This window comes from Dyella sp. Tek66A03 (assembly GCF_052567735.1).
The window spans coordinates 640591-661652 of record NZ_CP199584.1 but is presented as its reverse complement, the minus strand read 5'-3'; the positions used below and the strand labels follow the sequence as shown (position 1 = coordinate 661652).

18 protein-coding genes are annotated in these 21062 nt (G+C 62.7%); 10 read left to right on the top strand and 8 right to left on the bottom strand.

The features are described from left to right. Positions 1-115: 115 nt before the first annotated feature. The 7 genes from rsgA to ACT01B_RS02870 all read right to left on the bottom strand — a co-directional run bounded on the left by rsgA (position 116) and on the right by ACT01B_RS02870 (position 9718). Positions 116-1093 carry a ribosome small subunit-dependent GTPase A gene (rsgA, locus tag ACT01B_RS02900; protein WP_445145897.1) on the bottom strand — a complete coding sequence of 326 codons (978 nt, stop codon included), beginning with the start codon at positions 1091-1093 and terminating at the stop codon, positions 116-118. A 112-nt stretch (positions 1094-1205) separates the two neighbouring features. Beyond that, positions 1206-1484: a hypothetical protein gene (locus ACT01B_RS02895; RefSeq protein WP_445145896.1), complete on the bottom strand. Its 279-nt coding sequence runs from the start codon at positions 1482-1484 to the stop codon at positions 1206-1208. A gap of 139 nt (positions 1485-1623) precedes the next feature. Next, positions 1624-2613, bottom strand: coding sequence for a glycoside hydrolase family 43 protein (locus ACT01B_RS02890; protein ID WP_445145895.1), 990 nt, complete (start codon positions 2611-2613; stop codon positions 1624-1626). Positions 2614-2670: 57 nt separating this feature from the next. Beyond that, complete coding sequence (locus ACT01B_RS02885) at positions 2671-4242, bottom strand: exo-alpha-sialidase (RefSeq protein WP_445145894.1); 1572 nt, start codon at positions 4240-4242, stop codon at positions 2671-2673. A 98-nt stretch (positions 4243-4340) separates the two neighbouring features. After that, the gene (locus tag ACT01B_RS02880; RefSeq protein WP_445145893.1) at positions 4341-7157 is read right to left on the bottom strand and encodes a TonB-dependent receptor; all 2817 of its coding nucleotides are present in this window, start codon (positions 7155-7157) and stop codon (positions 4341-4343) included. A gap of 117 nt (positions 7158-7274) precedes the next feature. Then, positions 7275-8462, bottom strand: coding sequence for a 1,4-beta-xylanase (locus ACT01B_RS02875; protein ID WP_445145892.1), 1188 nt, complete (start codon positions 8460-8462; stop codon positions 7275-7277). A gap of 101 nt (positions 8463-8563) precedes the next feature. Continuing rightward, a complete protein-coding gene (locus ACT01B_RS02870; protein WP_445145891.1) occupies positions 8564-9718 on the bottom strand; it encodes an aldose epimerase family protein in 1155 nt (384 codons plus the stop codon). A gap of 402 nt (positions 9719-10120) precedes the next feature. On the opposite strand from ACT01B_RS02870, the gene ACT01B_RS02865 reads away from it, so the two are divergent. The 10 genes from ACT01B_RS02865 to ACT01B_RS02820 all read left to right on the top strand — a co-directional run bounded on the left by ACT01B_RS02865 (position 10121) and on the right by ACT01B_RS02820 (position 20263). Next, complete coding sequence (locus ACT01B_RS02865; protein WP_445145890.1) at positions 10121-10846, top strand: FadR/GntR family transcriptional regulator; 726 nt, start codon at positions 10121-10123, stop codon at positions 10844-10846. Next, on the top strand, positions 10843-11766 hold the full coding sequence (locus ACT01B_RS02860) for a 2-dehydro-3-deoxygalactonokinase (RefSeq protein WP_445145889.1): 924 nt from the start codon (positions 10843-10845) through the stop codon (positions 11764-11766). Before ACT01B_RS02865 ends, ACT01B_RS02860 begins: the two co-directional genes overlap by 4 nt. A gap of 10 nt (positions 11767-11776) precedes the next feature. Next, complete coding sequence (locus ACT01B_RS02855; RefSeq protein ID WP_445145888.1) at positions 11777-12415, top strand: 2-dehydro-3-deoxy-6-phosphogalactonate aldolase; 639 nt, start codon at positions 11777-11779, stop codon at positions 12413-12415. Next, positions 12412-13560 (top strand): galactonate dehydratase, encoded by a 1149-nt coding sequence (gene dgoD / locus ACT01B_RS02850; protein ID WP_445145887.1) that lies wholly within the window; start codon positions 12412-12414, stop codon positions 13558-13560. Before ACT01B_RS02855 ends, dgoD begins: the two co-directional genes overlap by 4 nt. Before the next feature lie 4 nt (positions 13561-13564). After that, positions 13565-14329 (top strand): SDR family NAD(P)-dependent oxidoreductase, encoded by a 765-nt coding sequence (locus ACT01B_RS02845; RefSeq protein WP_445145886.1) that lies wholly within the window; start codon positions 13565-13567, stop codon positions 14327-14329. After that, a complete protein-coding gene (locus ACT01B_RS02840) occupies positions 14326-15234 on the top strand; it encodes an SMP-30/gluconolactonase/LRE family protein (protein ID WP_445145885.1) in 909 nt (302 codons plus the stop codon). The genes ACT01B_RS02845 and ACT01B_RS02840 overlap by 4 nt, the downstream gene beginning before the upstream one ends. A 75-nt stretch (positions 15235-15309) precedes the next feature. Continuing rightward, positions 15310-16701, top strand: coding sequence for a sugar porter family MFS transporter (locus ACT01B_RS02835; protein WP_445145884.1), 1392 nt, complete (start codon positions 15310-15312; stop codon positions 16699-16701). Positions 16702-16783: 82 nt separating this feature from the next. Next, on the top strand, positions 16784-17089 hold the full coding sequence (locus tag ACT01B_RS02830; protein WP_445145883.1) for a hypothetical protein: 306 nt from the start codon (positions 16784-16786) through the stop codon (positions 17087-17089). A 240-nt stretch (positions 17090-17329) separates the two neighbouring features. After that, entirely contained in the window at positions 17330-18895 is a 1566-nt protein-coding gene (locus ACT01B_RS02825) for a phospholipase D-like domain-containing protein (RefSeq protein ID WP_445145882.1), read from the top strand. A gap of 963 nt (positions 18896-19858) precedes the next feature. Beyond that, on the top strand, positions 19859-20263 hold the full coding sequence (locus ACT01B_RS02820; protein ID WP_445145881.1) for a GFA family protein: 405 nt from the start codon (positions 19859-19861) through the stop codon (positions 20261-20263). 103 nt (positions 20264-20366) lie between these two features. Here ACT01B_RS02820 and ACT01B_RS02815 read toward each other — a convergent pair whose 3' ends face one another. Next, positions 20367-21014 (bottom strand): hypothetical protein, encoded by a 648-nt coding sequence (locus ACT01B_RS02815; protein ID WP_445145880.1) that lies wholly within the window; start codon positions 21012-21014, stop codon positions 20367-20369. Positions 21015-21062: the final 48 nt, after the last annotated feature.

Sequence of the window (21062 nt, the reverse complement as noted above, 5' to 3'; positions counted from 1 at the left end):
GCGCCGCCTGCGGAAAAATGGCGCCCCCGCGCTGCTTTCCCTAGCGCCCCAGTCGGTCACGCTTTGCCCGCATCACGTCTTTCACCATGGTAGCGAACTGGCGGCTCCGTTCGCGCTACTCCCGCAGCGTGCGTTGTGCCTCGGCGGCCTCGCGCTGGAGTTTTCGATAGTTGGCCAGCCGCCGGTGATCGAGCGCGCCATCGGCAAGCGCACGCTGCACGGCGCAATCGGCGTCGCCTTCGTGGTGACAATCGCGGAATCGGCATTGCGCAGCCAGGGCTTCGATATCGTCGAAGACGGTACCGAGACCCGACTCGACCGCGCCGATGCGCAGTTCGCGCATGCCAAGCGTGTCGATGACCCAGGCACCGGAGGCCGTCGGGAACATTTCCCGCGCCGTCGTCGTATGCCGCCCCCTAACATCGTCTTCGCGAATGGCCTGCGTCTGTCGTGATGTGTCGCCGAGCAAGCCGTTGGTCAGCGTCGACTTGCCCACGCCGGAAGAGCCGACGAAGGCTACCGTGCGCCCTGCTTCGAGCCACGGCGCCAGTTCTGCAACGGCTGTTGCGTCCGTCGCATTCAGCGCCAGCACGGTCACCTCCCCCAACGTGCCTACAGCCTCGGTTACATAGTTGCTGGCCTGGTTGCTCAGATCGGCCTTGGTGAACACGACTACGGGCTCGACGCCGGCCGCGCAGGCCAGCGCAAGATACCGTTCCAGCCGCGAAAGATTGAAGTCATCGTTGCAGGAGGTAACGATGAAAAGCGTGTCGATATTGGCGGCGATGGACTGGCGCCGGCGTTCGCCACCCGCAGCCACACGCTCGATCAACGATTGACGTTCCAGCAATCGAATCACGCGGTCAGCCTCGTGCTCGATCAGCACCCAGTCGCCAACGGCGACCGTCGATGGCGCGTCGACAAGATGATGCGGCAACACGACCGAACCGGCCCCGCGCGAGGACAGTACGGACAGGCCACTGCGATGCACGGCGGTCACGCGCGCCGGATAACCCGCTTCGAAATCAGCCAGCGTCAAGTGCTGGGCGTAACTAGGCCGCCAGCCGAGCTGGGAAAGCGTTTGCATGGACATGGGGGAACCCTGGATACAAGGAAAACGACGACGTCCCGACAGGGAGCCGAACGAATCGCCAGGGAGCAACGCGGGAAGGTGAAACGAGCCAGCACAAAGGCTGGCAAAACGATCAGACGCGCGTCGACCCGGCGGAGGCAGCTGCTACAACAATCATGGTCATGACCTCCTCTTGATGGGTTAACGGGAGGCGCAGGGTAGCCCCGTGCCGCAAGGCTTGCAAGTGCTGTGTTGCCTCGACGCGCACGCGATGCTCGCCCGCACGGCGACCAGTGGACCAGAGGCTTGCATCGGCGACGATGCCATGACCGCTTTCATCCAGGCATTGCAATGTCCGCGCATGACAACCAAGAGTGAGCGCCAGGGAGTCGGCGTGCGACGGGATCATCATCGTGCTGCGCCATCGCGCGGCGCGGGTTGAAGGTCAGCTATAGATGCGCACTCGATGTGAAGAACCTAGCAGCGGAGGCTTGAAGCGGGATAGCTTGGTGGTGAAAACAGCACCCGTCGAGCTGGATGACGTCAAGACTTCAGCTGCCGGGCTCGCCAAAGTCCGGCGTGCCATCCGACCGCCAATGGAACGGCTGAATCCGCGGTGCGCGACGGGCCGTGCATTTCCAGTTAGGGCCGCCATTGGCGTGATAAATAATCCAGTCCTGCTTGCCATCCGGGGACTTGAAGAAACCGTTGTGGCCCGGTGCATAGACGCCGTTGCGTGTCGAGGTGGCGAACACGGGCGTGGACGATTTCGACCAGGAAGAGGGCTCGGCGAGATCGGCCTTGGCGTCGGCACTGAGTAGTCCTAACGCATAACTATCGGACCAGCAGGCGCTGGCGGAGTATGTGAGGAAGACCCTGCCATCAGGCCCCTCTAGAAACTCCGGCGCTTCGAGGATCTTGCGGCCACCCTGCATTTCCCAGGCAAAGGTCGGGGCGGCAATATCGACCTGACGCTCGGACAGCGTCCACGGGTTGCGCATCGCCGCGATGACCAGGTCGCTGTGATCGTCAACGTAAGCCGAGTACACAAAATACCGTTGGCCAGCATGATCGAACACGGTGCCATCGATACCGGTGTAGTGCGTCCGCAACATGCCCTTGTCGATCCATTGACCCGTGGTCGGGTCGGCCGAGGCGTTCTCGAGTACGAACACATGCCGATGGGCATCATCGTTATGCGCCTTGTCGGCGGCGGTGTAGTACAGGTACCACTTGCCGTCCAGGAAATGCAGCTCCGGCGCCCAGATCGACGCCGAGTTGGCACCCGCAGCGGGCGGGCGCCAAACCACGACGGGCACAGCCTCGCCCAGCCGGGTCATATCCCGCGTCTTCCACAGGGCGATCCGGTCGCCAAGCGTATGGGTGTAGTAATAGAAGCCGTCGCGCTGGGTGACCCACGGATCGGGACCCGAGGGCAACAACGGCGAGCCGGCATGGAAATCAGCCGCGGCGTGAGCGGTGACCGCCAGCAGCATAAACAGACATGCAGCGTGCGCCGTGGCGAGCCAACGAGAGGTCATCGATCTTTCCTTTTCGCGATCGAGCTAGCGGCGATCGGCCGCGCATGCGAAGGCAACTTATCCGCCCACCGCATCGGCATCGCCATCCAGCTGCAGGTCGTCAATGTCGAGCACGTGTTCGCCGCCATCCACGTCCACCGTGTTAAAGCCCGCCATCATTGGCACAGAAACCGTGAGGACCTGCCAGCCCTGCTGTTTCTCCTTGCCGGCAGTTACTGCCTGCGTGGCTCCGTTGACGACGATGGATGGCGTCGCGGGCAAGCCAACGTCGGCGTAACGCACGCGCACGACGTGCGTGCCGGCGTTCGCAACGTTGATCAGGAAGCGAAGGCGTCCCTCGGGGCCAGCCGCCAGTCGCGCCTTGCGGCGGTTGGAGGCGCTGGGGTCGGGAATGGTCACGGCGTTGGTGAGTTGGGCGTCTTCTGCCTCATAGCGATTGAAATGCAGCACCGCCGAATTGAAGAGGATTTCGTTGCGGGCCACGCTTTGCGGCGCATCGGGCGAGGACGAAGTCGTCACATGCAACAGGCGACCGTCATCACGAAGCAGCAGGGCCTGGGTCCAACCCGCATGGATATTGCCGGTGCGCTTCTGCACGGGCGCTCGCACCTCCCACCAGGGGCCACGGCCCGAGGCATTGTTCCAGTACAACGCGCGCCCGCCTTCATCGCCACCACCGCCTCCGCGTTCGGCTGATACCACGATGACACCTTCTGGCCCGCCCAGCGGGAACCAGCGCACGACTGGACAGGCTGCCGGCCAAGCGCCGGATTGGGTCATCACCGGTTCGCCATGACGTTGTGGATCACCCCAGTCCAGGCCGTCGCGACTGAACTTGATGAAGGCCTGGCCGTTGCGTGGACCGTCGATGTTCTCGTAGGTCATCGCATAGCGATGATCGGGAAGCCGTTCGACGATGGCCATGCCTGGCCGCTGTACGCCGCCCGGTATGGCCACGTCCAGCGTCTCGCTGCCCCAGTGCCGGCCGCCGTCGGCGGAAACCTTGTGCGCCAGCACCTGGTTGTAGCCTTCGGCCTTGTGCTGCTCGCTGGAGTAGTAGGCCACCAGCCGGCCATCATCGAGCACATGGACATTGGATTCCCACACGCCCCTGTTGTCCTTGTCGCTGGGGTTGCCGCCGCCCTTGATGATCGAGCTGCGATAGCGCCACGTCTTGCCGCCGTCGGTCGAAGCGTATAGCTGCAAGTCTTCGTTGATGAGTCGTCCCTTCGCATCGTCGCCCGTGGCATTTGCCGATAGCAGCAAGGTGCCGACGGGCAGATCGCCGGCGGCGCGGGCCAATTCGGTGATGTGAGGTTGCCAGCGCAATTGCCAGCGTGGATCACCGGCGTGGCTCTGGTCGGTAACGTTCATCAGCGAGTGCCAATGGTCGCCGCCGTCACGGCTCTCCCACAGCGGAATGCCGGCCATGCCGTCCTGTTCGAAGGCCATGAGCAAGCGACCGTTGTCCTGGCTGGCGCCATGCTCAATACGCGTGATCGACACGTAACCGGCACCATCGGCCAGATGCGTGCCCGCCACGGGATCCTGCTCCTCGGCGAGGACCGGTGCCGCCACGGCGACGAGGCTCGCGCCAACCAGGAAAAGAGCGGAACGTAGGCTTTTCATGCGGATTCCAGCACGCGCTCATCAGCCGCGCGAATCATGCAATAAAAAATCGGCGGACCGGTGGCTTGTCACTGCCACCGGCCGCCAACGTGGGGAAGTCACATCTTGAAGCGCACGCCGAGACCCAAAGTACGGTCCTGATAGCGGATATCGCGCGGGCGGGTGTCGCCATCGCCCCAGTACTGGTGAAGATTCGCGCCAAAAATATTGGTCGCATTGAGCACCACGGTGAAGTAGCGGTTTACGTCGTAGCCCAGCGAGAAATCCACCTGGTTGGCCGGCTTGATCTCATCGTTGACACCGGCCACCGTCGGCTGGTTGAAGCCGTCGATGAAGCGGCTGCGATAGTTGTAAGCGAGGCGCGCAGACCACCCGTACTTTTCATACATCAGTACAGCATTGCCATTGTTCTTGGAGACGTTCTGCAACGGCGAGGTCACCACCGGGCCACCGATGTACTGCGGTGAGCGGGTCGAGCCTTCGATATAGGTGTAGTTGAGCTGTACACCCAGGCCACTCAGCGGTTCAGGCAGGAAATCGAAGAACTGCTGGTAGGCAACCTCGGTACCGCTCAAGTGGCCCGAGCCCGCACTCTGCGGCGATGAAAGCTGGTAGGGCAGACCGGCAATAACCACGTTGGTAACGTAGTTCTGAATGTAGCCGTTGATGTCGCGATAGAACACGCCACCGCTGAGATAGCTCGCTGGACCGAAATACCACTCGAGTGACGCGTCATAGTTGTTCGAGCGAATCGGCCTGAGGTCCGGATTACCGCTACTCGCGGCACCCGCCCGGTTGATGGTGGGCGGGTTGAGCGAAAGCGACGGATTCAGCTGACCGAAATCCGGGTAAGTAAGCGTCTTGGCGGCAATCAGGCGCAACTGCAAATCATCGCGGAAGTGCAGATTGAAACTCAGGTTTGGCAGATAGACCGGCGAGCTGGTAGAGGCGGACAGGGGCGTATAGATGCTGGTCGACGTATCAAAGGAGAAGGCGTCGAGGTTGCGCTTCACTCGCTCCACCCGCAGGCCCATCAAGCCATCGAACGGCAGTCCGAACATCTCGTTGCCATAACCCACCTGCGTATAGCCGGAGTAGGACTTTTCATCGATATGGTAGAAGCGGCCGGGGTTATCCGGTGCCAGACCCGTCGGCAGACCATACAGTTGGCGGATCGCGCCGGCATTGTTGACCAGGAAGTTGTAGCAGCCGCTCAGCCACGGCACCGGGATCGCCGAGGTCGTCGGCTGGCTGCAGAAATAGCCGCTGGGGAAACGCGCGACAACCTGGTTGGCGGGATTCGGATTGAGCGAAATCGCACCCGTGCCGCCCGGCGGTGGCGTGGATATCTCGACGCTGCCGTCGTATTCCGCTGAATGGTCCGAATAGCGCAAACCGAAGTCGATGTACTGGAAGAAGTCACCGTTAAGGTCGTAATTGCCATCGCCACGCCAGGCGGTCTGCTTGCCGCGCTGGTTATTCCAGGTCTGGAACAGTCCGTTGAGATAGTAGTTGGCCGGATTCAGTTCCGGGTTGCCTCCGAGCTGCCAGTTCTGCTGGCCGCCGTTGATGCCGCTCCAGACGGTGGTGATCGGGCCCTTGAGGAAGGTATCGACAATAAAGGTCTGTTCGTTGAACGAGCTTGAATTGAACGACAGATCCGTGGACAGGCTCAGACGATCGCCGTGCCATTTGGCGCCGATCGAGTTCTGCCTATCCTGGCCACGTTCTTGATGCGCCTGCGTACTGGTCGCCGCGTAGGTGTCGCCGCTCCAGGTACCGCTGGATGCATCGCAAATCCGCTGGCCGTAGTACGGCGAGCCCGTGAGCTGATTCGCATAGCAATGGTTGCTGACGCTCAAGCTGCTCGGGTTGACTACACCCACCGGGAAGCTGAAGAAGAACGGCTGGTTGTAGTTGTCGTGCTCCCAGTCATACAAGCCCTCAACGTAAACCTCCGTACTGTCATTGGGCTTCCACTGCAACGCGTAATTGAATTCTTCGCGCTTGCGATCGCCGATGTTGTAATCGGCACCGAAACCGTTGGGCGCCGCAATTAGGTCGCCGCCCGAGGTACGAATGGGATTGCCGGAAGCGCCCGTGAGCACTTTCGGGAAGTCGCCCCAAACGGCGTTGTAGTCATAGTGCTGCCGACTGTAGCCCGCATTGACCAGCGCACCGACTTCGCCGATGTCCGTATTCCAGCGATTGCTCAATAGCACGCTGCCGCTGGGATCGGTATGGTCGCCGTACTTGCTGTGCGTACCGGTCGCGGTGGCTGCGACTTTGCTGCCCGCGAAGTCAAACGGTCGAAAGGTCTGCATGTCGACCACACCGGCGATGCCGCCCGTCGGCAGGCTGGCCTCGCTAGTCTTGTAGACCTGCACCGTCTTCACCGCGGTGGACGGAAGATTCTGGAAGGCGAAAGCACGGCCGACGCCACTGAAGATCTCGCGTCCATTAAGCGTGGTGATGACATTGGGCAGGCCACGAATGACCACCGAATCCGTCTCGCCCTGGAAGCCCTGGGCCACCTGCACGCCGGTGATACGCTGAAGCGCGTCCGCCACGCTATTGTCCGGCAACTTGCCGATGTCCTCGGCCACGATCGAATCGACGATCATGCGCGAGTCCTGCTTGATCGACTGCGCGCTCTGCAAGCTGTTGCGCAACGGCGTCACCACCACGCCAGACAAGTTCACGGCACCTTGCGGAGCGGCCTCATTGGCCGTCGCGGCTTTCTTAGGCGCAGCGGCTGGCGCGGTTGCCGGTGAACCGGTGGTTGGCGGCTGGGCCGCCTGCGCCTGATCGCCCGCCGGAGTCTGCGCGGCGGGTACATCGGCGGCGTGTGCGGCACTAAACGCGGTGGCGATCATTGCCGCGAGCAAAGTCTTCCGGATATATGCGCGATTCATGGATAAGCCTCCCCTCAGAGGTTTAAGCCCGTCAGCCGTGGCCAACAGTGTTTTTGTGCGAAAAGCCTGCGGCGACGCCGCGGCGGAAAAAAGCGCGAGAACGAATCGGACTGCCGCTCAGTGCGCTGGCAGCGGCCCCTGGCTCGGATAACTCAGTGCATCGGCGGGAGCGACGCCGCGCGGAGCGCGTGACAACGAGCGGAGAATGTCCGCCTCCCGTTGCCGGTACGGCGTGCCGTCCTGATGAAGCAGATCGTGGAACCACAACGTTGGCTCTTGCAGCGTGTAGGGACGCTGCCAGGAATCCCACGGCATCCTGGTTTGCGTGCGGCCGTCAACGAAGCCCCAATTGACCATGCCTACATCGAGCTGCTTGGCCAGCGGCAGCACGCCATCGATGGTCGAGCCCGCACCTCGCGCCATGTACTCGGTGCAGATCAGCGGACGGCCATAGCCGATCAGCTGTCGTACGCGTCCGGCGAACTCTTCCGGCCAGCCATAGTTGTGAAAACTGATCACATCCGACTGTTCGACCTGGGTGCGCTCCACCGCGTTGAGATGTGCCGTGTTCGACCAATCGTCGTCATGCCACAGACCGCTGGTGAGTGGCTGCGTCGGTGACGCGCTGCGCGCCCAGGCGAATACCTGCGGAAGCAACTGCGCCACGCGCTGGAACTTGTCCTTGGGCTCCTTGGCGTCGTAGTTGCCACCACCGGGATTGTCCGGCTCGTTCCACACGTCCCACGCAAGCACGCGCTTGTCGTTGGCGAACGCGCCCACCACGCCTTTCACATACTGCTCGAGCCGCGGGTACTGGCTTGGATCGCTCATGGCGACGCCAGGGCTTTGCACCCAGCCGGAGTTGTGCACGCCCGGGATCGGCGGGTGTTGCGGACCCAGGTGCGGCTCAGGATCCCAGCACGAATCGAACAGCACGAAAATGGGCTTGATGCCATGCTTGCTGGCGATATCCAGGAAGCGATCAATGCGCTGCCTGAACCCTGCGGCGTCCTGTTGCCACAACTGATCGTGCAGGAACACTCGCATCGTACTCATGCCAAGCTGCTGCGCCCAACCGAGTTCGCGATCGATCGCCGCTGGGTCGAACGAATCGGCCTGCCACATTTCCAGCTGGTTGATCGCGTCGGCAGGCACGTAGTTGCTACCGAGCGGCCAGCGCTGTTGCCCATACCAGGTCTTGGCTTCGGTAGGCGACCAACGCGTGGTGGCGTCCTTGGCCAGGGTCGGCGTCGCGGCTAAAGCTGCCGCCAAACCCAATGCCGTAGCCAGTAGTGCGAACTTCATGGTGTATCCCCTCGGTAATGGTGAAGCCGTCCCGCCCGACTTCGGGCAAAACGCTCCCCCAAGGGCGGCTAGACGGGCGCCCCGTGTCAGTCCATGCGTGATCAACGTGCGGCGTGCGCCGGTTCGGTGCTGAACTCGTAAATGATCAGGTTGCGGTATTCATGCCCCGGCTCCAGGCGCGCGGAACCGAACGCGGGCTGGTTGGGCGTATCCGGATAGAGCTGGGGCTCCAACACGAAGGCATCACCCTGGCGATAAACGTGGCCACCCGTGCCAACCGTCGTGCCATCGAGGAAATTGCCCGAATAGAACTGCAGCCCGGGTTGGGCAGATTTGAGTGTCAGCACGCGACCGGACGCTGGGTCCTCCACGCGCGCCACCATGCGTGGTGCCGCCGCCGCGCTGCGGCTGATGATCCAGTTGTGGTCGTAGCCGCGCCCGTTGAGCAATTGCACCTCGTGACCGTCGCGGATATCGCGGCCGATCGGTTTGGCCTGACGGAAGTCGAATACGGTGCCTTCCACCTTGCCGAACTCGCCCGTGGGAATCGATGTAGCGTCGACCGGCAGGTAGGCATCCGCCGGAATGGTCAAGCGCTGCTCCATCACGCTGCCCGAGCCTTCACCGGAAAGATTCCAGTACGCGTGATTGCTCAGGTTGACGATGGTGGTCCGGTCGGTGCTGGCGCGGTAGTCGATCGACAGGCGATTGCTGTCGTCGAGCGTGTACGTGGCCGTCACGGTCAGCTTGCCCGGATAACCCATGTCGCCGTCGGGGCTCACATAGGTCAGGCTCACGCTGGCGGAGTCGGCGTCGTGCTTGACGGCGCCTATCGTCCACAACACTTTATCGAAACCGCGTGTACCTCCGTGCAGCGAGTTCGGCCCATCATTCGCCGGCACGTCGTACGGATGGCCATCCAGGACGAAATGCCCCTTGGCAATGCGATTGGCATAGCGACCCACGGTAGCGCCGAAGTACTGTGGCTTCTGCAGATAGCCATCCAGCGAGGCATAACCCAACACGATATTGGCAGCTTTGCCGTCGCGATCGGGCACCGAAAGCGACTGCAGACTGGCACCGAGAGCGATCACGCGGGCGCTGGCCCCATGCGCATTGCTGAGCACGACAGCATCCACGTGCGTGCCGTCAGGCAGCGCTCCAAACGTCTCGCGCCTGGCATCGGACGCGGCGTGAGCCGTTACCGATAGCGCTGCCAGACAAAGCATCGAACCCATCCATCCTGCGCGCTGCATGATCTGTCGTCCCCTTCGCCGTATCACGGGATGGACCGCATGCAACCACATTGTATGATAATCATGCAAGCGCTGATTGATTAAAAAAACTTTCATTGTGCGACGCGTCAACCGCAGCCCGCCTGGACGATGCGATCAGAAAGATAGCGTTTTCTTGGGGTGGATCGGGGATCTCACCGTGTGCGGAACGATGCCAAACGAGATAAGAGATTTTGCGTTGCCGCAAAGCCGATCTTCGCTATCGTGGATGACATGCGAGCGTTATGAGAAAAACTTCAACGAGCAGCTTGGCAGAACCTAGCCAAAGTGCTTATAGTCAGTTTGTATGACAAATGGATCGTGGGCATAGGAGGCTCAGATGCACACGTTGATCATCGGTAGCACGGGGGCCCAGGGGACGTCATGAGAAAGTCGAGCGCAGTTCGTAGTCTGTACGGACACGTCATGCACGAGCTTGGGCTACGCATCGTCAGCGGCAAGGTAAAGCCGGGTGACGTGCTACCCCGCGAGGAGACGCTGGCGGAGAGCCTGCAAGTCAGCCGCACTGCACTGCGCGAGGCACTTAAGGTGCTCTCGGCCAAAGGCCTCATCGAATCGCGCACTGGCGTTGGCGCGCGTGTGCTGGAAGAGCGCTACTGGAACCAGCTCGATGCCGACGTGCTCGGGTGGCGCTGCGCATCGATGCCTACCGACGACTTTGTCGACAAGCTGGTGGAAATGCGCGAGGTCATCGAGCCGGCAGCAGCCGCTGCCGCCGCACGTCGACGCACGTCAGCTCAGCTCGCCGCCATTGATAATGCCTACAAGAGCATGGAGGCAGCGCAGACCCTCGACGAATGGACCGAGGCAGACCTGCGCTTCCACGACGCCGTGCTGCATGCCACTTGCAATGAGCTGCTGCAGTCTTTGTTTTCGGTCGTGGAGACCGCGCTCGGCACCTTCTTTACGCTGTCCGCGCGCAACTCCAGCAACTTCAAGTATTCGTTGCCGCATCACCAGAAAGTGCTTGAGGCCGTGCGTCGCAAACAGCCCGAAGTGGCACGCAAGGCCATGCTGGCGATGATTGCCGACTCGCAGGCCAACCTGCAGCGCAGCCGCAAGCGGTCCCGCAAAAAGGCCAGCGCGTGACCACGTCGCTGATCGGGATCGACTGGGGCAGCACGCATCTGCGTGCGTATCGCTACGGTACGCACGGCGAAGTGCTGGAGTCGCGCGCGCTTCCCCACGGCGTGCGCAAGCTTCCCGTTGGCGGCTTCGCTGAAGCCTTCGCACTCGCCGTGCATGCGTGGCCCGACGTCCCCGTCATCAGCTGCGGCATGGTGGGTAGCCGTAACGGCTGGCTGGAAGTGCCGTATCTGGCGACGCCAGCGAACGCGGCGGATCTCGCCCACGCCCTGTCCGTCATGACCACGCCCGATGGACGCCGCTTGCACCTGGTGCCCGGGCTGCGCGATCCCCAGCGACCCGATGTCATGCGCGGCGAAGAGACTCAGATTGCCGGCGTACTGGCACAGCACCAAGAGCCACGGTGGCACGGCACGTTGTTGCTACCCGGCACGCATAGCAAGTGGGCAACCATTAGCGACGGCATGGTCAGCGGCTTCGCCACCATGATGACGGGTGAGCTCTACGGCCTGCTGACCACCTATTCCAGCCTCTGTGCGCAACCTCCTGCTGGGCACGAACAGGATGCGGCGGCGTTTGCCCAAGGCGTGCTCGCAGCGCGCGACAGCGGACCTGCCGGCGGACTCGCGCAGCTGTTTTCGGCACGCGTGCGCATGCTCGACGGCGTCCTGGCACCCGCGTCGGTACCCGACTATCTCTCCGGCCTGCTGATTGGCGACGAACTGCGCATGGCCGCAGCCAATGACTGGATCGATGCGGCCACGCCCGTCCAGATCGTCGGCGATGTCGTGCTTTGCGCCCGTTATCTGAAGGCAGCCCGGCTGTTTGGGTTCCAAGCCATCACCACCCCCGATTCCACGACGTCGCTAGGTCTTTGGCATATCGCGGCCACCGCTGGCCTGGTCGCTTCGTCACCTGAATAGGTAAGCCGTCATGATGCCCTGGCTCCACCCGCTCCCCCTCGTGGCCATTCTTCGTGGCCTGCATCCAGACGAATCGGTCGAGATCGGCACCGCCATCGCCGACGCGGGCTTTCGCGTCCTGGAAGTGCCGCTCAATTCGCCCAGGCCGTTCCACAGCATCCGGCGACTGGCTGACGCCCTGGGTACGCGCTGCCTGATCGGCGCCGGCACCGTGATGAGCGTGGACATGGTGCAGCAAGTGGCCGATGCCGGTGGGCGCCTGATCGTCATGCCGCATGCCGACGTGACGATCATCAGGGCCGCCAAACAGGCCGGGCTCTATTGCGTACCCGGCGTGGCCACGCCCACCGAAGCGTTCGCTGCGCTGGCGGCCGGTGCCGACGCCCTGAAGTTGTTCCCTGCCGAGCAGTCCTCGCCCGCGGCACTCAAGGCCTGGCGCGCGGTCATTCCTGCGGATGTCGCCGTGCTGCCGGTTGGCGGCATCGCACCTCACACGATGACTCCCTGGCTTGCCGCCGGCGCCACCGGCTTCGGCATCGGCTCATCACTTTACGCACCGGGCCGCCAGGCCCAGGACGTGGCTGCGCGTGCGCAAGCCTTCGTTGATGCCTGGCATGGCCAACACGCTTCCCAAGGACCGCATGCATGAAAATTACGCGTCTCACCACCTTCCTCGTACCGCCGCGCTGGCTGTTTCTGCGCATCGATACCGATGCTGGTATCAGCGGCTGGGGTGAGCCGATCGTCGAGGGACGTGCCCACACCGTGGCCGCCGCGGTCGAGGAGTTGTCCGATTACCTGATCGGCAAGGATCCCCGGCATATCGAAGACCTGTGGAGCGTGATGTACCGCTCTGGCTTTTATCGCGGCGGCCCCGTGCTGATGAGCGCCATTGCCGGCATCGACCAGGCGCTGTGGGACATCAAGGGCAAGGACCTGGGACAGCCGGCCCACATGCTGCTCGGTGGTCCGGTGCGCGAGCGCATCCGGGTCTATTCGTGGATCGGCGGCGATCGTCCCGCCGACACCGCACGCGCCGCCAAGGAAGCCGTGGCGCGCGGCTTCACCGCAGTCAAGATGAACGCAACCGAAGAACTCCAGTACGTCGACACCCACGCCAAGGTCGAACAGGTGCTGGCCAACGTGCAGGCGGTGCGCGATGCGGTCGGCCCGCATATCGGCCTGGGCCTGGATTTCCATGGCCGCGTGCACAAGCCGATGGCCAAGGTGCTGATGCGCGAACTCGCGCCGTTCAAGCTGATGTTCATCGAGGAGCCGGTGCTCTCCGAGCACCTCGAGGCCCTGCCCGAGCTGGCATCGCTGTCGCCCGCGCCGATTGCGCTGGGTGAGCGGCTGTATTCCCGCTACGACTTCAAGCGCGTGCTGGAGATCGGCGGCGTCGACATTCTCCAGCCCGACCCTTCGCACTCCGGCGGCATCACCGAAACGCGCAAGATCGCCGCGATGGCCGAAGCCTATGACGTGGCCATCGCCTTGCATTGTCCACTGGGACCGATCGCGCTGGCAGCAAACCTGCAGCTCGATGCGATCTGCCACAACGCTTTCATCCAGGAGCAGAGCCTGGGCATTCACTACAACGCCGACAACGATCTGCTCGACTACGTGACTGACCGCAGTGTGTTCGCCTATGAGGACGGCTTCGTCGCCATACCGGGTGGCCCGGGCCTGGGCATCACCGTCAACGAGGACTATGTGATCGAACGCGCCAAGGTCGGCCATCGCTGGCGCAACCCGGTCTGGCGTCACGACGATGGCAGCGTGGCGGAGTGGTAAGCCCATGACTGCTTTCGCCCACTATCCAAGCCTGGCCGACCGCAGCGTCTTCATTAGCGGTGGCGCCAGCGGTATCGGCGCGGCCTTCGTCGAGCATTTCGCACGTCAGGGCAGCAAGGTCGCCTTTATCGACATCGACGAGACGCACGGCCGCGCATTGGTCGAACGTCTCGCCGACGCCCGCCACCGGCCGCTGTTCCTGCCTTGCGACGTGACCGATCTCGACGCGCTCGACGCCGCGATCGTCCAGGGGCGTACCGCGCATGGGCCGATCTCCGTGTTGGTGAACAACGCCGCCAACGACGTGCGCCACGCCTTCGGCAGCACCACGGCGGCGGAGTTTGACCACAACGTCGCGATCAACCTTCGCCACCAGTACTTCGCCACGCAGGCCGTGCGCCACGACATGCGCGAACTCGGCGGCGGCTCGGTCATCTGCCTCGGTTCCACCGGCTGGATGAAAAAGAACAGCGGCTATCCCATGTACGCGATGGCCAAGGCGGCCGTGCATGGCCTGGTGAATGGTCTTGCCCGCGAACTGGGCCGGGACCGCATCCGTATCAATGCACTCGTGCCGGGCTGGGTTATCACCGACAAGCAGCGACAACTATGGCTCGACGCGGAAGGTGAAGCCGAAATCGCCCGCGTGCAGTGCCTGCCCGGCTACCTGATGGCGGACGATCTCGCACGCGCTGCGCTGTTCCTCGCTGCCGACGATAGCCGCATGTGTACCGGGCAGGATTTCATCGTGGATGGCGGCTGGGTATGAAGCAGTCCGCCGAGATCGTCATCGACGTCGGCAACACGCTTGGCGAAGGCATCGTCTGGTGCGATCGCATGCAAGTGCTGTACTGGACCGACATCCATGGCGCCGTGCTGTGGCGCTACCGTCCCCACGACGGTGCCCTGCATCAGTGGGACATGCCCGAACGACTCGCCTGCCTTGCGCTGTGCGAGGCGGATGGCTGGCTGCTGCTTGGACTCGCTACGCGGCTGGCGTTCTTCCATCTGGCCACGGCGACGTGGGCAGCCATCACCGAGGTGGAGGCGGGGCTACCGACACGACTCAATGATGGCGCCTGCGACAGGCAAGGCCGTTTCGTCTTCGGCACCCTGCACGAACAGGCACCTGGCACGGACAAACAAACCCTCGGTGGCTTCTATCGGTTGAACGCCGACTTGTCGCTTGAGCGACTGCCCTTGCCCAACGTGGCGATCAGCAACAGCATTGCCTTCAGCCCTGACGGTGGCACGCTCTATTTCTGCGATTCGCCCAGCAGGCTCATTCAACGTTGCGACTACGGCGACATCTGCGGCCCGGCGCATCCGTTTGTGCAGCTCGATGACGATCGTGGCGACCCCGACGGTTCCGCCGTGGATCGTGACGGCGGCCTGTGGAACGCTCAATGGGGCCTTGGCCGCGTCGTGCGCTACACGCCGGACGGCCAGATCGACCAATGCATCGAGGTGCCGGTGTCGCAACCGACACGCGTCGCCTTTGGCGGTGCCGACCTGTCCACGCTCTACATCACCAGCGCGCGCGACGGACTGGACGCCGAAGCGCTCGCCACGCAACCCATGGCCGGCGCGCTGTTTCAGGCGCCAGCCCATTACACCGGCCTACGCGAACCGCGTTTTCCGGGGCCACCGCCGCACATCATCGCGTCAGCCTGATTTAGGCCGGGCGCTGCCATCCATACCTATGAACCAAAGCGGCAACCTAATCATCGGAAGCGGGGGAGTTATCCAATGAATACCAATGCCATTGCGTCGTCCACGGCGCAGCCCAGGGCGACCGTCATCTTCACCTGTGTACTCGCCGCCCTGGCGGGCCTCATGTTCGGCCTGGACATCGGCGTCATTTCCGGCGCGACGCAATTCATCCAGGCGGAATTCAAGATCACCGACCACATGATCGAGTGGATCGTCAGCGCCATGATGTTCGGCGCGGCAGTGGGCGCGGTGGGCGCCGGCTGGCTTTCCGCGACACTGGGACGCAAGCGTTCGCTCATCCTCGGCGGCGTGCTGTTCGTACTCGGCTCGCTGCTGTCCGGCTTCGCCTGGTCGCCCGAGACGCTGATCGCCGCCCGAGTCGTGCTCGGCCTCGCGATTGGTGTCGCCACGTTTACCGCACCGCTCTATCTGGCGGAAGTCGCCCCCGAGCACATCCGTGGCGCGATGATTTCCACCTATCAGTTGATGATCACCATCGGCATCCTGGTGGCCTTCCTGTCCGATACGGCGCTGAGCTACCACGGCTCCTGGCGCTGGATGCTCGGTGTCATCGCGATACCCGGCGTGCTGTTCCTGTTTGGCGTGACGCTGCTGCCAGACAGTCCCCGCTGGTTGATGATGCGCGGCCGTCGCGCCGAGGCCGTGGACGTACTCCATCGCCTGCGCGGAGACGCGCAAGTCGTCGCCAGGGAGGCCGCGGAAATCGAAGAACAGCTCAAGACCCCGCAGCGAGGCTGGCACCTGTTCCTTGAGAACCGGAACTTCCGCCGCTCGGTGGGCCTGGGCGTGCTGTTGCAGCTCATGCAGCAATTCACCGGCATGAACGTGGTGATGTACTACGCGCCGCGCATCTTCCAGGCCATGGGCTATGCCACCGATGCACAGATGTGGTTTACCGCACTGGTAGGCCTGACCAACGTGCTGGCGACCTTCATCGCCATTGCGCTGATCGATCGCTGGGGCCGCAAGCCCATTCTCTACACCGGTTTCAGCGTGATGGCCGTAGGTCTAGGCGTGGTCGGCAGCATGATGAACATGGGCATCCAGAGCCATGCCGCGCAGATCTTCACCGTGGGCATGCTGCTGGTGTTCATTGTCGGCTTCGCCATGTCGGCCGGCCCGCTGGTGTGGACGCTGTGCTCGGAGATCCAGCCACTGAAGGGTCGCGACTTCGGCATCGGCTGCTCCACCTTCGTCAACTGGATCGGCAACATGATCGTCGGCGCGACGTTCCTGAGCCTTCTCAACGGCATCGGCAACGCCTCCACCTTCTGGCTCTATGGCGCACTCAATCTCGCCTTCATCGCACTCACGTTCTGGCTGGTGCCGGAGACCAAGGGTGTGACGCTCGAGCAGATCGAACGCAACCTGCTCAGCGGCAAGCGGCTGCGCGATATCGGCCAATAGCGCGGGCGCAACCGGCCGCATTCCCGCAATACCCATCCACACGATAGCCGCCTGTGCGGCAAGCGAGGATTGCATGAGGTGCTTGGGCTCTTGTCGTCGGTTCGCCCTGTTGTTTTTGCTTGGTTTCGTTGCCTGCGCGGCTGCCACCGTCGCGCAGGCAGCAACCGGAACCCTGTTGCAGGGAAGTACGCTTTATCCACGCGTGGTGCGCTTGATCCATGGCCCGGTCAACACCTATGGGCGGCTCATCGCGAGCACGAATGGCACGATGTTCCAGAGCACCGACAACGGCGCCAGCTGGTCGTCGCTCGGCACCGTGCCCACCGTCAGCGGCAGCACCGAAGGGGAATTTGAAGTTGCGCCCTGCGTATTCGCCACCTCCGGATGACCCTGGAGATATATCACACGGTCGTTTGAACGGCTTCACGGGAGGCAGCGAAAGTTTTCACGCCGGCAGAAAACCGGCATCGACGGATGGTCGAAGGACCTCTGGGCCGGCCAGGGTAGTTCCGGGGATTCCTGACTGGCAGTCAGCTCGGATGGCGTCGAAGTATGCTAAATGAGCGATTCATGCTGGGCGTGAGCGAGTCGAAAGCATCCTTCTGGCTGGTCATCTCGGAGCGGGAACATGCGAACAGATCGTCCGATCGTCGCGTTTGCCTTCGCGGCACTGTGCCTGTTCCTACCGGCATGTGGCTCGCTCCCACCCAGTACGGACAAGCCGGAATCGCACCAGCTGCCCCCAGCTACGGATACCCCCTCCGCCCAGTACACGCACGCGGAAGTGGATCAGCACCAGAATCAGTCCGGCTTTCGATTGCTGACGCTTAGCACCAATGCGCTGCTCAGCCGGGTAGCCCTTGTCGACCATGCCAAGCATTCGATCGATCTGCAGTACTACATTTTCGCCAATGACATGAGCGGGCATCTCTTGATGCAGCATTTGCTCACCGCAGCCGACCGTGGGGTGCGCGTGCGGATGCTGATCGATGACAACAACTTCACCGACGAAAACCATTTGTTCGATGCGCTGAATTCACATCCCAATATCAAGGTGAGGCTGTTCAACCCGCTGCAGACCAGAGACCCGTCGCTGCTCTCTCGCGCCACGCAATTCATGCTCGAATGGCGTCGACTCAATCGGCGCATGCACAACAAGTCATTCATCGTCGACAACAGCGTCGCCATCATTGGCGGAAGAAACATTGGCGATCCGTATTTCGATGCGGGCAGCGACACCCATTTCCGCGATCTTGATGTGGTGGCCATCGGGCCCGTCGTCCAGCAAGCGTCTGCCGCGTTCGACACTTACTGGAACTGCGATTCCGCGTATCCACTCAAAAGCCTGACCAACGCCGGCGATTCCGCCCAGCGCCTGGCCATGGCGCGGCAAATCCTGCAACATGAAGTTCGCGCGTATACAGACTCCGACTACGCGCAATCCGTATTGGAAGAGTTGCCCGGAGGTCCCACCGCTGATCGACGGGGCGCCTGGTTTTGGGGAGATGCCGAACTGGTGGCAGATCAGCCCGAGAAAATCGAGACCACGCACGACGTGCCCGAACTTCGCATCGGTCCCAAGCTCAAGGCGCTGGTGGATGGTGCGCAGCATCAGATCCTGGCAACCACGCCCTACTTCATTCCTGGCGACGAGGGCACGAAGCATCTCACCTCGCTTGTGCAGCGCGGCGTAACCGTCAAAGTGCTGACGAACTCCCTGGCGTCGACCGACGAGACGGCAGCTCATGCGGGCTATGTGCATTACCGCAAGGATCTTGTCGAAGGCGGCGTGCTGATCTACGAACTGCGACCTTCCACAGGGCAAAGCCAGGCATCGACCGCCCTAGGCAAGTCCTCCGGCGTCAGTCTGCACGCAAAGACCATCGTGGTGGATGACCACCAGGTCTTCATCGGCTCCCTGAACATGGATCAGCGCTCGAAATTACTGAATACCGAAATGGGCATCATCGTGGACTCGCCCGGCCTGGCGCACGCCATCACCGACTTTTTCACCACGGCGACGCAACCTGCCAACGCCTACCAGGTCTTGCTCGACCCTGCCTCTCATCACCTTGTCTGGCAAGCAACGGATGACGGCAAGGACGTCAGCTATAAGGAGGAGCCGGAAGCGAAGACGAAGAAGCGCGTGGAAGTGTCTGTTCTTCGCCTGCTGCCCATCGATGGTTTGCTCTAACGCGTATCCGCGCTCAGGGGGCCGCCGTCATTAGCGGCTTCGGCCAGGCCCTTGCCGACGAGGCGATCCGCGCCACTGGCACGACTTCCATGATCTCGGAGCGGATCTGGAACGCCCCAGGTTGTGTCCCGCCAGCGCGATCAATGAACAACACAGTTGGTTGGCGCGCCATCCACGTCGCTCGCCTGGCAGTTTGCCGCCACCGACATGGGCACCGGTACAGGAAAGCTGGGCTGGTAGGCCGGATAGGATGGAGGCGGGACCGGCGTCTGCATACCCGTTCTCGCCGCCGCTATGGATAGCGCCACCTTCGCGGCAAATTCCAGTGCTCCCCGCGAGACGCGCTCAAGCCTGGAGGAACCGTCCGAAGGAAAAATCGGTACGACCGGTGGTGACGGTGCAAGGCCACTGGCCGCCGGCGAGCCTGATCGAAAACCCAAGGGAGCGGTACCAAGCACCGAGGGATCTCGCAATGGCTCGCGGTAGTCACTGGCAGCTTTCGGCATCGACGCCGCCCCTTGAATCATCGACAAATTCGTCGCGGCCGCCTTGGGGGCATGGCCTGTGGCTTGCTTCAGTCCAAGTTCGGGAGGTGTCGCATCGGGATGGGTGCCCTTCGGCGGAAGGCTCTGGGCACCGGCTGATGACGCGCATAGCCACACCGCGGCGCAAAGCACCCATGTGATCTGTCGTCGAGTCAACGGTCGCATCCGCCACTCCGTCTGTGCCAGGCGATCGATCAAGCCGTGACTAGCCGTTACTGGTTTGCGGCTTGAGCTGCCAGCTGCGACACACTATAGGACGAGTCAGAGTCGTGTTGCAGCCCCCAGGCCTGTTAACCGGTGGGGGAGTCCTGCGACGACGATAGCGGCGACGAGAACGACGCATAACCCGACCTGATACAGCTTTACCGTGGCATAGTTTCCGGCACCCATTTCGGAATCGTCGAAGCCGAGGTGTCATATGTCGAGCAAAACAGCCTCTTGTTCTTGTGGGCAACTCCGCATTGAGGTTCAAGGAGAGCCCTTGGGCGTTGGCGTGTGCCATTGCCTGGCTTGCCAACAGCGCACGGGTAGCGTGTTCGCGGCACTTGCCGGTTATGCGACTCCTTTTACGGTCGCTGGCACTGCCACGGAATTCGTCCGCACGGGCGAGCATGGATCGAAATTCCGCTTTCGGTTTTGCCCGATCTGCGGAAGCACGGTGTTTCACACCGAAGAAGGCGATGACCGGTCGGTGTCGGTCGCGGTAGGGACCTTTGCCGATCCGAGCTTTCCCGCACCTCAGGACTCAGTCTATGAGTGCCGGAGACATGCATGGGTGCAATTGCCCATCGATATCATGCGCTACGACCGAGATCCCACATGACCTCGTCCCTGGACGGGTCCAGGTCGGGTGCCGCTGCAGGGCCGGACGTTCCAGTCCATCCTGTTGCCGGCGCTGCAGCGTACGGATCGAGTGCGCCTGATCGTTAGCGCGGCCTTGAAACCGCGATCCAGGCAGACAGGCAGGCAAGCTTCTGCTCTTTCCGCCACGGTTTCCCCATGGGCGCGCCCAGAGCCTTCAGGCGGGCGTCGATCGCCGTCGGTGGCAAGCCCAGCGTCGTCGCCGCGAGATCGGAAAGCGACTTCTCGTCCAGTTCGGCAACCTCGATACCACATTGAAGGGATGCAAACCGAAGAGCGTCACGCACGGCCAGGGCTTCGGCAACCGGCACATGTTCCGGCCAGGCCAGACTGTATGCGAGGAGGTCGGTGATCCAGCCGGCACGATTGACGAGCAAGGCGGCGACGACCGGGTTGCACCTCGCTGCCTCCAGCTGACGGACAATGCCCTGCAGCCCATTGGCTGCCAGCCGATCTTGACGCCTGCGCCCCTCCGCGACCGCTGCCGCCGCTTCTGCTGTGGTCTCGTTCTGCGGGCCCCGCGCCATTTCGGCCGCGACGCGGTAAGGCTCAAAGGAAAGCCGGTCGCCGTCAGCGCAGGTTTCGAGAGTCGTGGAGAGGACGACGCGAGGCTCTCCCTCCGCAACAGCGACGCAGACCACCACGGCACCACCTTTGTGCGCGCGCAGCCCGAGGCCGGTAATGACCTGTGAGTGATTCTCCGGTCGTGACATCAACTCCTCCCGAGGGCCAGGATGGATAGGAGCATTCGCAACTCCCCG